Here is a 13064-nt window from a genome sequence, read left to right as displayed (position 1 = left end):
TCCACACCGAACCCGGAGGCCCTCCCTCATTTCAAGATCATCGGCTGACCGTGTTCGCAACCTCTGTGGTTAGAACAGCTAGCCCGGCCCCGCCTGTCAGGCGGGATGCTCGCTCATCAGCCGCTCCCAGTGGCGCCGGACCCGCGTCCAGGGGAACCGGGGGCCGGGGTCGATGCGGCGCCGGACCAGCACGGCCGGGTCGTCGGACGCGGGGATCGTCTGCTGGTCCAGGTCGCTGTGGCGCACCAGGTGGACGAGGCCGGGATGGGTCTCCTTGAGGACGGCCAGCAGCGCCACGAGGGCGTCCGTCTGCTCCGCCGGGAAGTCCTCGGCGGGGACCTGCGCGCGCGAGTCGAAGTGGTCGGGGTGGCGGCCGGTGTTGACCAGCTCGATCCCGATCGACGGGGTGTTGTGACCGGCGGCGTGGGCGGCGACGCGGTCGAGCGGCACGAACCGGTGGCAGCCGCCGTCGCGGTCGACGTAGAGGTGGCCGCACACCCCGGCGCCGTCCGCGGTTCCTTCGGCACTGCGCTCCGCGTAGTCCCACGCTTCGGACAGCGTGGGGATCTCGGTGGCGTGCAGGACGACGGTCGTCACCGATTCCGGCGCTCTGCGGCGCAGCGACGCCCACCACGAGACGAGCCTGTCGTCCACCGGAGGACCTGCGGAGACACCCATGGCCCGATGGTATTCGCCGACGCCTACGGCGGACCGGGGTCGGTCAGCCGTGCGGCGAGCCGGTGGGAGATGCGGATGTGCCGGTAGGTGGTGTTCGCCTCGGTCGAGCGCGGCAGGTTGTGCCGCTCGGTGCTCGACTCCGCATCGCCCTCGGGTTCGGCCGTCGTCCGCTCGGTGACGTCCGCCGGCTCGCGGACGACGAGCTCGTCCGCCTCGGCGGACGCGCTGATCTCCACGTCCGGTTCCCGTTCCGCTTCCCCCATCGCTCCTCAGCTCCCCGGCAGGCGCTTCAGGACGCCGCCGATCAGGTCGCGGCCGGCCCGCACGGACTTCCTGGTCAGCGCCGCCGCGAGGTCGCCCGCCGCCAGGTCGTCCGGCCGTTCCGGGACGTCGCGCCGCGGTTCGCCGCGGGGGGCGGGGCCGGCCGGCGGGGGCGGCGGCGCCTCGGTCCGCCGCCGCTCTGGTCCGGGCTCGCGCCCGACGTGCGGCCGGTGCGGCGCCTTCCGCGGCTCCGGCCCGGGCCTCCCGGCGTCGGCCGCGTGCCGCGCCGGCCCCGTGACCCCGTTCCCGGCCGCCCGGCCGGCGTCGTCCCCGATGACGTTCCCCGCGTTCCCGCCCACGTCCCGGACCGCCCGTCCCGCGCCGGCCCCGACGTCCTCCACCGCCTGCGCGGCGCCCGGCCCGACCTCGCGGACCGCGCCTCCGGCGCCGCGGCCGACCTCTCCGGCGGCCGTGCCGAGGCCGCGCGTCACGTCCGTGAGGATCTCGGGGTTCTGGTCGACGGTGTCCAGGACCCGTTCGATGATCCGGGCGACGTTGTCGAGGCGCACCTTCAGCATGGCCTGGGCCTCCACCCCCTTGAGGGTGATGCTGACCCGGCCGAGCGTGACGTCCGCGCCGACCTCGAGGTTGAGCAGGTCGAGCACGGCGGCGCGCAGCGACACGTCGGCGCGCAGGTCGTCGACCTCCAGCTCGATCTCGTCGACCTTGACGACCGGGACGTCGAGCAGGACGTCGGGGTCCTCGCGGGGCGTGCCGTCCCCGGCGGCGTGCGGCTGGTCCATGGGGTCCTCCTCCGGTGCGGCGGGACGGCCGGAACGCACGACCGGTCCGATGACCCCTTACCGGCATCAACCCGCTCGAACCCGAGCAAGGCCCGGCTTTGCCCGGATATGGCCGCGAGATGCCGGCCCCATCGCACTCCGGAACACGTGGACCCGCATCACCCCTACCGACCGCGCGGTGCGGCTGCGCGCGGGTCCGGCCGGGTTCGCCGCCGCCCCCTGACGGCCGTCGTCGTTTATCGTTGTCTACCGTCTGCGACGCGCCCCGTCCCGCCCCTCCGCGGCGGGACGCGCGAGCCGGTGCCGCGGGTGGCGAGGCCAGGGAACTCCACGAGAAAGGCGGGGGCGTGACTCAGCGACGACCGCAGCTCTCGGCCGACGACCCGGCGGCCGGCGGGGCCGGCGAGGTGCCGGACGACGTCACCGCCGCCGTCGAGCGGGTGCTGAGCGCGGCGGCGCTGCTGTGGAGCCGCGCGGACCAGGGGCTGGAGCCGGCGGTGTCGCCGATCCAGCTGCGCGCCGTGGAGGCGATCGCCCGGTTCGGCCGGCCGAACCTCGGCCGGCTCGCCGAGGAGCTCGGCGCGATCCCCTCGTCCACGAGCCGGCTGTGCGACCGGCTGGAGGCGGCGGGCCTGGTGGTCCGCGAGAGCGCGCTGACCGACCGGCGGGAGATCATCGTCCGGCTGAGCAAGCAGGGCGAGCGGCTGTACTCGGAGCTGACCCGGCGGCGCCGCGCGGCGGTGCGCGAGGTGCTGGCGCAGCTGACGCCCGCGTCCCGGGGGCGGCTGCTCGACGCGCTCACCGAGTTCGACCTGGCGCGCGAACGGCAGGACGGCTCGTCGGAGGCGCTCGGCTCGCGGACCGCCTGAGCCCGGTTCGCCCCCGTCCGGCCGGTTCCGCGCAGACCCGGTGAAGGAATTCCGCTGCTCCTCGACATCAAGTATTTGCCATGTGGCAAGCTTTTTGACAGTCTTCCCCTGCGGTTCTCCGTCCCAGTCCGGACGGGCCTGCGGAGGAACCACACCCCGGGAGGTGGACGGCCCGGACCAAGGAGATGGGGTCGCAATGAGCACGCACGGCCGCGCGGCCGAGGTCGAACGGGCGCTGCGCCTCGCCCCCGCGCACGCGCTCCCGGAGACGCTGAGCGCGCTGTTCCGGCAGGACCCGCCGCTGATCCGCGGAGTGCGGCTGCTGGTGAACGACTACCACTCGCGCGTTCTGCTGCCGGTCGAGCCCTACCGCGCCGCGCCGGCGCGGTCGGCGGGAGGGGAGCCGGCCGCGCCGATCCGGATCCAGGGCTCCGCGGCGGGCCGCGCGTTCGTCTCCCGGCACCGCGTCGTCGACTCCGAGGCCGCCTTCGTCCCGGTCACCGCGCGGGGCGAGCGGCTCGGCGTGCTGGAGTTCCGGTCGCCCGGCGGCGGCTGGGACGACGCCGCGCTGGACGAGCTGGAGGAGGTCGGCGCGGTGTTCGGCGCGGCCCTGCGGGTCGCCTGGCACCAGACCGACCGCTACGAGCGGGCCCGGCGCAGCCAGCGGCTGACCCTCGCCGCCGAACTGCAGTGGCAGCTGCTGCCCGGGCACGCCTGCACCGGCGACGGCTACAGCCTCGCCGGGCATCTCGAACCGGCCTACTCCATCGGCGGGGACAACTTCGACTGGTCCGCCGAGCACGACCATCTCGCGCTGACCGTCACCAACGGGTCGGGCACCGGCATCCAGGCGGCGCTGCTGACGTCGCTGACGGTCGGGGCGCTGCGCAACGCGCGCCGCTCCGGCGCCGACATCGGCGAGCAGGCGAGCCTGGCGAACGACATGGTGCACGTCCGCTACGGGGGCCGGGAGTTCACCGAGACGCTGGTGATGCGGATCGACCTCGCGGACGGGACGGTGCACGTCATCGACGCGGGCTCGCCGCGGATCCTGCGGCTGCGCGGCGCGGAGGTGACGCGCATCCCGCTGGAGCAGCAGCTGCCGCTCGGCATGTTCCCCGACACCGAGTACCGGCCGCAGCGGTTCCGGCTGGAGGCCGGCGACCGGCTGGTCATCGTCAGCGACGGGGTGTTCTCCGCGCGGTCCGGGCGGGGCGAGTTCGGCACGCACGCGCTGGAGCAGGCCACCCGCCGCAGCGGGCTGCAGGACGCGGCGGAGGTGCCGCTGACCATCGTGAACGAGCTGATCGAGCACCACGAGGGCGCCGATCTCGCCGACGACGCCGTGGTGGTGTGCCTCGACTGGCACCGCCCCGCCGCCCGCACGAGCGGCGAGCGGGAGTAACCTCCCGCTTACCGGCGAGCGGAGGAGGCGCGATGGGCGGGCAGCTGGACGCGATGGAGACCGTGCGGGCGGCCGACAGGATCGTCCACGACGTGGGGGCGGCGTGGATGCTCGACCCGGCGACCGCGGAGCGCGGCAAGGAGGCCGGGTACGCCAACCCGTTCGCGTTCTACTTCGCGGGCCGCGGCGGGGTCCTCGGGGACGTGGACGCCGACGTCGTGGCGGCCGCGATGGGCTGGTTCCCTCCGCAGGTCGTCCGGCTGTTCTGGGACGAGGGCGTCGCGGTCGCCGGTGCGCGCGAGGCGGCGCGGCGGTACGCGGCGACCTGCGTGCAGTGGGGCCGCGACCGCATCGGCGACGCCGGCGGCGAGCGGCTGTGCGAGCTGGCCGGCCGGGTCGTCGACGCGGCCGAGGGGTCCGGGCTGCCGCTGTTCTGCGGCTGGCGGGCCGAGCCGCTGGCGGACGATGTCCCGGCCAGGACGGCCCAGCTGATCCACGTCCTGCGGGAATGGCGGGGCGCGCTGCACCTGGTCGCGACGACCGCGGCCGGGCTCGCGCCGCTGGAGGCCGTGCTCGCCAACGACACCGAGGACCGGGCTCGCTTCCTCGGCTGGCGCGGCGACCTGCCGGACTGCTCCGCGCTGAAGGGCCGCCGCCTGGAGGCCGAGGACACCACCGACCGGCTGGCCGCCGCGGTGTACGAGCGGGCGCTGTCGCCCTCCGAGCGCGCCGAGTTCGCCGAACTGATCGGCGCTGTCCGCACCGCCGCGCTCGGCTGACCGCCGCGCCCCGGCCTGGCCCTGGGCTCGGCTCCGCGCGGTGCGGCGGCCTTTTTTGTCGACCGGGGACAGAAACGGCGCGGGAATTGTGTCAGCGGACGACTGTCGCGGCGGCAGAACGGCGTTCATTGTTGCCCCGTATCCATCAGCGTCCGGAAGGAGAACGCGATGGGGCGACCACCCCACCCCCTCGTTCGCCGCCCCTCGCGCCGGCTCGGCGGGCTCGCCGTGCTGGGCGCGTCGGCGCTCGTCGCCGCCGCGGTGGCGGTGCCGCTGCCCGCGAACGCACGCGCCGCCGACCGGGTCGAAACGCCGGTCGCGACGAACTCCCCCGTCACCGGGGTCGCCGAGTCGCTGGTGCGGGTGCGCGTCCCGCTGCCGGCCTCGGCGGGCCCGCACCCGGAGGCCTGCGACTGGCTGTCGTACCTGCGGTTCCGGGACTCCGGCGGCCCCGCCGCCTCGGCGCAGGCCGACAAGATCCTCGTCGCGCAGCCCGGCATCCTGGAGGGCGCGGGCGCCTTCGACAGCGTCGCGCGCAACACCGTCGCGGCCGCCGCGAAGAACGGCAGGCACATCGAATTCTGGGCGCTGGACCGCCGCTCCAACTGCCTGGAGGACCGCACCGGCGTCCAGGCCGGGCTCGCCGCGAAGGACGTCCATCTCGCGGTCGACTACTACTACCGGCAAAAGGAGGTGGACGGCCGCAAGTTCGCCGGATACCAGTCCAACGACCAGGTGAAATGGCTGCAGAACGTCGGGCTGGAGCAGACCGTCCGCGACGAGTACGACCTGATGGCCCGCGAACTGCCGGACCAGAAGGCGCGCAAGCAGAAGATGCTGTGCGGCGGCCATTCCCTCGGCGGCATCCTGACCGCGTTCTTCGCCGAATGGGACTTCGACGGGAACCATTCCACGACCGATGACGCGGGCTACAACCAGTGCTCCGGCTACTTCGCCCTGGACACCCGCATCAGCACGAGCCTGCCCGGAATGGACGGCCAGCTCCCGACCGACCTGATCCCGCTGCTGAAGTTCGGCGCGGGCGCCGTCCAGGCGGGGCTGGAGAGCGGCGTCGTCCCCCGCTCGCTCTCGGCCCCCGCGCTGATCAACACCGAGACGATGAACCTGCTGTCGATCGCGGGCCTGGCCGCCGACGTCTCCCCGGGCGGCCTGTCCGACCTGGCGACCTACGTGCCGTCGTCGTTCAACACCGACACCACCTACCGGCTGCTGTTCTCCAAGGACTACCCGACGTTCGTCAAGGGCTCCCCGACCGTGAAGGACTTCCACTTCACCAACGCGGCGGCGCTCGGCGGGCTGCTCGACGACAACTCCGAGCCGCTGGCGTTCATGCAGGCCAGCGTCGGGTTCTGGGACGGCGGGAAGATCGTCGACAAGGAGTTCCCGGCGCCGAACGACCTGGACTCGATCGGCCTCGGCGGCCTGTCGCAACTGCTCGGCCCGGACAAGAAGGCCATCCCGGACCAGCCGAACGGCCCGCTGTACGGCTGGCGGAACTACGACCGCGTGGGCGCCCCCGACGACCCGGTCTACACGTCCAAGGACGGCACCCCGTTCACGTCCGCCGCCAAGGAGGTCACCGACATCGGCGAGCTGGCCCGCAGCCTGGCCGAGCAGCCGCTGGACTTCACCGAGCACTACTTCCCGACCAAGATGGTCACCGACATCGCGCTGGCCGCCTCCCCCGGCATCGCCGACGACGCCGTCCACACCGGCGGCCCGACGGCCAACCCGATCATCAACCTGGAGGCCGGCGACGGGCTCGGCGGCCGGTCCCCGCAGCCCGGCGACGTCATCGCCCCCGGCTACCAGCACCTCGACGTGCTCACCGCGTCCGCGAAGCAGAACGACGGCAAGCCCGAGATCGTCTCGACGAACCTGGCCGCCTTCGCCGCGAAGTGACGTGAAGTGACGTCCCGCCCGCGTCCCGCCCCCGGTGTTTCGGGGTGCGGGACGCGGGTAGCAGACGGCGCGATGAGGTGAGGGGGTCGGGATGGGCGTCCGCCAGTGGATCGGATCGTGGCCGGTTTACCGGCAGGTGACCGGGGACGATCCGCTGGGCCGCGGGGCCGCCGCCAAGAGCGGGGCCAGCGAGCGGCTGAAGCCGCGGGTGAGCACCGCCGACCAGGTCGTCAAGTCCGTCTGCCCGTACTGCGCGGTCGGCTGCGGCCAGAACGTGTACGTCGAGAAGGGCGAGGTCACCCAGATCGAGGGCGACCCCGACTCCCCCGTCAGCCGCGGCCGGCTCTGCCCGAAGGGCTCGGCGAGCCTCCAGCTGACGACCGGCTCGGCGCGCGAGCACCACGTGCTCTACCGCCGCCCGCACGGCACCGAATGGGAGCGCCTCGACCTCGACACCGCCATGGACATGATCGCCGACCGCGTCATCGACGCCCGGCGGCACGGCTGGCAGTGGGAGCAGGACGGCAAGCGGACGCGGCGCACCCTCGGGTTCGCCAGCCTCGGCGGCGCCACGCTCGACAACGAGGAGAACTACCTCATCAAGAAGCTGTTCACCGCGCTCGGCGCCGTGCAGATCGAGAACCAGGCGCGCGTTTGACACTCCTCCACCGTTCCCAGTCTGGGAACCTCGTTCGGACGCGGCGGCGCGACCACCTTCCAGCAGGACCTGCAGAACGCCGACTGCATCGTGATCCAGGGCTCGAACATGGCCGAGTGCCATCCGGTCGGGTTCCAGTGGGTCATGGAGGCGAAGGCGCGCGGGGCCAAGCTGGTGCACGTCGACCCGCGGTTCACCCGCACCAGCGCGCTCGCGGACGCGCACGTCCCGCTGCGCGCGGGCAGTGACATCGCGTTCCTCGGCGGGATCATCAACCACGTCCTGTCGAACGAGGCGTACTTCCGCGAGTACGTGCTGGAGTACACCAACGCGTCGGTGATCCTGAACGAGGACTTCCGCGACACCGAGGACCTCGACGGCGTGTTCTCCGGCCTGGACCCCGAGTCGCGCAGCTACGACCCGAGCACCTGGCGGTACGCGGGCCTGGAGGTGCAGTCCGCCGCGGGCGAGCGCGACATGGAGTACGACGACCGCGTCGAGGCGCTGTCGTCGTCCGGACGCGGCGAGAAGAGCGGCTCCGGCGGCCCCGCGCTCGGCGAGGGCGACCCGGACCGCGACCCGTCCCTGGAGCACCCGAGGTGCGTCTTCCAGGTGCTCAGGCGGCACTACTCCCGGTACACCCCGGAGATGGTGGAACGGGTCTGCGGCGTCCCCCGCGACCAGTTCCTGCAGGTCTGCGAGCTGGTCACGGAGAACTCCGGCCGCGACCGCACCACCGCGTTCGCCTACGCCGTCGGCTGGACGCAGCACTCGGTCGGCGTGCAGTACATCCGGACGGCCGCGATCCTGCAGCTGCTGCTCGGCAACATCGGGCGCCCCGGCGGCGGCATCCTCGCGCTGCGCGGCCACGCGTCCATCCAGGGCTCGACCGACATCCCGACGCTGTTCAACCTGCTGCCCGGGTACATCCCGATGCCGCACGCACACGCCAACGAGGACCTCGACGCGTTCATCGCCGCCGAGGCCGCCCGGAAGGGCTTCTGGGGCAACATGCGGTCCTACCTCGTCAGCCTGCTGAAGTCGTACTGGGGCGACGCGGCGACCGACGGCAACGACTACTGCTTCGACTACCTGCCGAGGCTCACCGGCTCGCACAGCACCTACGAGACGGTGATGGCCCAGATCGAGGGCGTGTGCAAGGGCTACCTCCTGCTCGGCGAGAACCCGGCGGTCGGCTCCGCCAACGCCAAGATGCAGCGGCTCGGCATGGCGAACCTCGACTGGCTCGTCGTCCGCGACTTCTCGCTGATCGAGTCGGCGACGTGGTGGAAGGACGGCCCGGAGATCGAGACCGGGGAGATGCGCACCGCGGACATCGGCACCGAGGTGTTCTTCATGCCCGCCGCCGCGCACACCGAGAAGGACGGCAGCTTCACCAACACCCAGCGGATGCTGCAGTGGCACCACAAGGCCGTCGAACCCCCCGGGGACGCGCGCAGCGAGCTGTGGTTCATGTACCACCTCGGCCGGATCATCCGCGAGAAGCTCGCCGGCTCGTCCGACGAGATGGACCGCCCGGTGCTCGACCTGACGTGGGACTACCCGACCCGGGGCGGCATCGCCGAACCCGACGCGGAGGCCGTGCTCGCCGAGGTCAACGGCCACGACGCCGACGGGAACCCGATCTCGTCCTACACCGAGCTGAAGGACGACGGCTCCACCTCCTGCGGCTGCTGGATCTACGCCGGCTGCTACGCCGACGGCGTGAACCAGCCCGCGCGCCGCAAGCCCGGCAAGGACCAGAGCTGGGTGGCGCCCGAATGGGGGTGGGCGTGGCCGGCGAACCGCCGCATCCTGTACAACCGGGCGTCCGCCGACCCGGACGGCAACCCGTGGAGCGACCGCAAGGCACTCGTCTGGTGGGACGCCGACGAGGGCAAGTGGACGGGCCACGACGTGCCCGACTTCGTCCCCGACAAGGCGCCCGACTACAAGCCGCCGCGCGGTTCGTCCGGCCCGGACGCCCTCGCCGGCAACGACCCGTTCATCATGCAGGCCGACGGCAAGGGGTGGCTGTACGTCCCCGCCGGGCTCACGGACGGCCCGCTGCCCACCCACTACGAGCCGCAGGAATCGCCGTTCCCGAACCCGCTGTACAAGCAGCAGCGCAACCCCGTCCGGCACCTGCTCGACCCGCATCCGGCGAACCTCTACCAGCCGAGCGGGAACGAACCGGGCTCGGAGGTGTTCCCCTACGTCACGACCACCTACCGGCTCACCGAGCACCACACGGCGGGCGGCATGTCCCGCTGGCAGCCGTACCTGGCCGAACTGCAGCCGGAGTTCTTCTGCGAGATCTCGCCGGAGCTCGCGGCCGAGCGCGACCTCGAACACGGCGGCTGGGCCACCATCGTCAGCGCCCGCGGCGTCATCGAGGCCCGCGTCATGGTCACCGAGCGGATGTCGCCGCTGACCATGGACGGCCGCACCCTGCACCAGATCGGCCTGCCCTACCACTGGGGGGCCAACGGCTACAGCCGCGGCGACTCCGCCAACGAGCTGCTGCACCTCGTCCTGGACCCGAACACCCACATCCAGGAGGCGAAGGCCCTCGCCTGCGACATCCGCCCCGGCCGCCGCCCGCGCGGCCCGGCGGCCCTCGCCCTGGTCCGCACCTACCGCGAACGGGCCGGCATCACCGACCAGACCGGCACCGAAGTCTGACCCCGAACCACGTCAGCGGATGAGCAGGGCGTGATCCGTGGCGGGGATGAGTTCGCCTATGACGGGGTGGTTCGGGAGTTCGGCGGCCACCAGGAGGCCGCCGGAGGTCTGGGCGTCGGCGAGGAGGAGGCGGTCCTCCTCGGCGGTGGCGCCGAAGTCGGTGCGGGGGGCGACCCAGTCGAGGTTGCGGCGGGTGCCGCCGCTGACATACCCGGCGCGGACGGCGTCGCGGGCGCCGTCCAGGTAGGGGACGGCGGCGGCGTCGATCACGGCGGTGACGCCGGACGCGCGGGCCAGCTTGTAGAGGTGTCCGAGCAGGCCGAAGCCGGTGATGTCGGTGGCGCAGACGGCACCGGCGTCGAGCGCGGCCGCGCAGGCGTCGCGGTTGAGCGCGGCCATGGACTCGACGGCGTGCGGGAACACCTCGCCGGTCGCCTTGTGCCGGTTGTTCAGGACGCCGACGCCGAGCGGCTTCGTCAGGGTGAGCGGCGTGCCGGGCTTGCCGGCGTCGTTGCGGAGCAGGCGGGCCGGGTCGGCGACACCGGTGACGGCCATCCCGTACTTGGGTTCGGGGTCGTCGACGCTGTGGCCGCCGCCGACGTGGCAGCCCGCCTGCGCGGCGACGTCGAGCCCGCCGCGCAGCACCTCGCGGGCGAGGTCGAACGGGAGGACGTCGCGGGGCCAGGCGAGCAGGTTCACCGCGACGAGCGGGCGGCCCCCGACGGCGTACACGTCGGACAGCGCGTTCGCGGCGGCGATGCGGCCCCAGTCGTACGGGTCGTCCACGACGGGGGTGAAGAAGTCGGCGGTGGCGACGACGGCCGGGCCGCCCGGGGCGTCAGGGAACGTGACGACGGCGGCGTCGTCGCCGGTGTCGAGGCCGATGAGGAGGTCGCCGTTCGGGTGGGCGGGCCCGGCGGTGAGGCCCGCGACGACGTCCTCCAGCTCGCCGGGCGGGATCTTGCAGGCGCAGCCGCCGCCGTGCGCGTACTGGGTCAGCCGCTTGCCGGTCATGGGGTCCTTTCGGTGCAGCGGCGGCGCAGGTCGTCCACGCGGACGGTGCGGCCCTGGTCGTCGAGGTGCTCCAGCAGCGGGACGGCGACGCGGCGGGTGGTGCCGAGGGCGCGGCGGGCCTCGCTGAGGGTGAACGGCTGGTCCAGCTTCGCGAGCAGCGCGGCGGCCTCGGCGTCGGCGCCCGGCAGCAGGACGATCCCGTCGGCGATCCTGAGCAGCGCGCCTGCCGAGGCGGCGGCGGCGACCAGCTTCGGGGTGAGGCCGAGTTCGGCGAGCCGTCCGGCGTCGGGGGCGTTGAACGGGGCCTCGGACAGGTCGCGGCGGACGGCGTCGACCGCCTTTTTGACGTGCGCAGGGAGTTCGGGTGCCTTGGCGGTGCCGTAGAGGCGGCCGTCGCGGCGGTGCAGGCCGGTGGCGAGCGCTTCGACGAGGGCGCGGTCGGGCAGGCCGAGCGCGCGGCGCGCCGCCTCGGCTGGCAGGCCGGGATCGGTCGGGTGGTCCTTCGCATGCTGCTCGACGGCCTCGTGGAGGCGGCGACGCAGGTCGTCCCAGTGGTCGGGGTCGGCGAGCCAGTCCCCCGCGACCGGGTCGGACGGTACGGGCACCCCCATCGCGACCAGGTCGGCGCGGCGGACGAGACCGCGGCGGCGCAGCGCGGCGGCGCCGTCCGGACGGCCGGTCATCGCGGCCAGTTCCCGCGCGCGGGCCGCCGCCGCGCCGCGCCGGGTGAACGGCTCGGGCCGCACGTCCAGCACCGTAACGCCGGCCGCGACGCGGTGCCGGCCGGGATCGCGCAGCAGCGCGACGTCACCGGCGCGCAGCGGCAGCGCACGTTCCAACGCCAGGCGCGCGGTGTCGTCGCCGAGCGCGCGGATGTGCACCGGCACCGCCGCCGACCCCACGTGCAGGACGAGCCGCCGCGGCAGGTCGCGTGCCGGGTCGCCGCGCAACCGGACGTCGACCAGCTCGGTGGTGAGCCAGCGTCCCGGGGTCAGCAGCGCGTCGCCGCGGCGGACCTCCGCGGCGCCGTGCAGGTTGACGGCCACGCGGGCGACGGCGCCGACCTCGTCCCGCTGCTCCTTCAGGCTCTGCAGGCCCCGCACCCGGACGGTCCCGCCGCCGACCGCGAGCCGGTCGCCGACGCGGATCGTGCCGGCGCCGAGCGTGCCGGTCACGACGGTGCCGCGGCCCTGGACGGTGAAGACGCGGTCGGTCCAGAGCCGCACGTCGGCGGCCCGGTCGGGGTCGGGAAGCGATCCGGTGAGGTCGCGGAGGGCGGCGCGCAGGTCGTCCAGTCCCCGGCCGGTGGCGCCGCTGACCTCGACCGCCGCGACCTTGCCGAGGGACGTGGCGGCGATGCGGTCCACGGCGTCGTCGCGCACCCGCCCGGCGGTCGCGGCGTCGGTGAGGTCGGTGCGCGTGACGGCGAGCAGGCCGTGCCGGACGCCGAGCGCGTCGAGCACCGCGAGGTGCTCCTGCGACTGCCGCTGCCAGCCCTGGTCGGCGGCGACGACGAACAGCGCGGCGGGCGCGGGGCCGACGCCGGCGAGCATGGTCGCGACGAGCCGCTCGTGCCCGGGGACGTCGACGAACGCGAGGGTTCCGCCGCCGGGGAGGTCCGTCCAGGCGAAGCCGAGTTCGATGGTCAGGCCGCGGCGCCGCTCCTCCTCCAGCCGGTCGGGTTCCATCCCGGTCAGCGCGCGGACGAGCGTGGACTTGCCGTGGTCGACGTGCCCGGCGGTCGCGACGACGTGCATCCTCACCGTCCTCCCGCCGCGGCGAGCACCGCGCCGGCGACGGCGCCGTCCTGGTCCGGAGGGACCGAGCGCAGGTCGAGCAGGCACCGGCCGTCCTCGACGCGCCCCATGACCGCGGGCGTGCCCTGCCGGAGCCGCGCGGCGTACGGTTCGGGCAGCGACACGGCGGCGCTCGGCAGGACGACGCCGGGCGCGCCGCCGCCCCCGCCGGCGGCGTCGCTGTCGACGGCCG

At 74.0% G+C, this 13064-nt stretch carries 10 protein-coding genes and 1 pseudogene; 5 read left to right on the top strand and 6 right to left on the bottom strand.

Annotation, left to right across the window (positions count from 1 at the left end):
- Nucleotides 1-96 precede the first annotated feature (96 nt).
- Genes ABD296_RS46815 through ABD296_RS46805 form a run of 3 tightly spaced genes read right to left on the bottom strand, consistent with a single transcriptional unit; the run spans nucleotide 97 to nucleotide 1742 of the window.
- Nucleotides 97-678: an N-acetylmuramoyl-L-alanine amidase gene (locus tag ABD296_RS46815; RefSeq protein WP_344284064.1), complete on the bottom strand. Its 582-nt coding sequence runs from the start codon at nucleotides 676-678 to the stop codon at nucleotides 97-99.
- 23 nt (nucleotides 679-701) lie between these two features.
- A complete protein-coding gene (locus ABD296_RS46810) occupies nucleotides 702-941 on the bottom strand; it encodes a hypothetical protein (protein WP_344284062.1) in 240 nt (79 codons plus the stop codon).
- A 6-nt stretch (nucleotides 942-947) separates the two neighbouring features.
- On the bottom strand, nucleotides 948-1742 hold the full coding sequence (locus ABD296_RS46805) for a hypothetical protein (RefSeq protein WP_344284059.1): 795 nt from the start codon (nucleotides 1740-1742) through the stop codon (nucleotides 948-950).
- A 347-nt stretch (nucleotides 1743-2089) separates the two neighbouring features.
- Here ABD296_RS46805 and ABD296_RS46800 point away from each other — a divergent pair, with 347 nt between their 5' ends.
- The 5 genes from ABD296_RS46800 to fdh all read left to right on the top strand — a co-directional run bounded on the left by ABD296_RS46800 (nucleotide 2090) and on the right by fdh (nucleotide 10061).
- Complete coding sequence (locus ABD296_RS46800; RefSeq protein ID WP_344284056.1) at nucleotides 2090-2611, top strand: MarR family winged helix-turn-helix transcriptional regulator; 522 nt, start codon at nucleotides 2090-2092, stop codon at nucleotides 2609-2611.
- A gap of 196 nt (nucleotides 2612-2807) precedes the next feature.
- Nucleotides 2808-4016: a PP2C family protein-serine/threonine phosphatase gene (locus ABD296_RS46795; protein ID WP_344284053.1), complete on the top strand. Its 1209-nt coding sequence runs from the start codon at nucleotides 2808-2810 to the stop codon at nucleotides 4014-4016.
- Nucleotides 4017-4048: 32 nt separating this feature from the next.
- Nucleotides 4049-4795, top strand: a complete 747-nt coding sequence (locus ABD296_RS46790; protein ID WP_344284050.1) for an SCO6745 family protein — start codon at nucleotides 4049-4051, stop codon at nucleotides 4793-4795.
- 168 nt (nucleotides 4796-4963) lie between these two features.
- Nucleotides 4964-6718, top strand: coding sequence for a hypothetical protein (locus ABD296_RS46785; RefSeq protein ID WP_344284048.1), 1755 nt, complete (start codon nucleotides 4964-4966; stop codon nucleotides 6716-6718).
- A 91-nt stretch (nucleotides 6719-6809) separates the two neighbouring features.
- Nucleotides 6810-10061, top strand: a complete 3252-nt coding sequence (gene fdh, locus ABD296_RS46780) for a formate dehydrogenase (protein ID WP_344284046.1) — start codon at nucleotides 6810-6812, stop codon at nucleotides 10059-10061.
- 12 nt (nucleotides 10062-10073) lie between these two features.
- On the opposite strand, the gene selD is transcribed toward fdh, so the two are convergent.
- The 3 genes and pseudogenes from selD to ABD296_RS46765 all read right to left on the bottom strand — a co-directional run.
- Nucleotides 10074-11075, bottom strand: coding sequence for a selenide, water dikinase SelD (selD, locus tag ABD296_RS46775; RefSeq protein ID WP_344284043.1), 1002 nt, complete (start codon nucleotides 11073-11075; stop codon nucleotides 10074-10076).
- A complete protein-coding gene (selB, locus tag ABD296_RS46770) occupies nucleotides 11072-12832 on the bottom strand; it encodes a selenocysteine-specific translation elongation factor (protein WP_344284040.1) in 1761 nt (586 codons plus the stop codon). The genes selD and selB overlap by 4 nt, the downstream gene beginning before the upstream one ends.
- 2 nt (nucleotides 12833-12834) lie before the next feature.
- Nucleotides 12835-13064: pseudogene (locus ABD296_RS46765) on the bottom strand (L-seryl-tRNA(Sec) selenium transferase); the annotation flags it as partial.

It is taken from the genome of Actinomadura napierensis (assembly GCF_039529375.1).
Taxonomy (GTDB): domain Bacteria; phylum Actinomycetota; class Actinomycetes; order Streptosporangiales; family Streptosporangiaceae; genus Spirillospora; species Spirillospora napierensis.
This window is presented reverse-complemented; position numbering and strand designations above follow the sequence as displayed.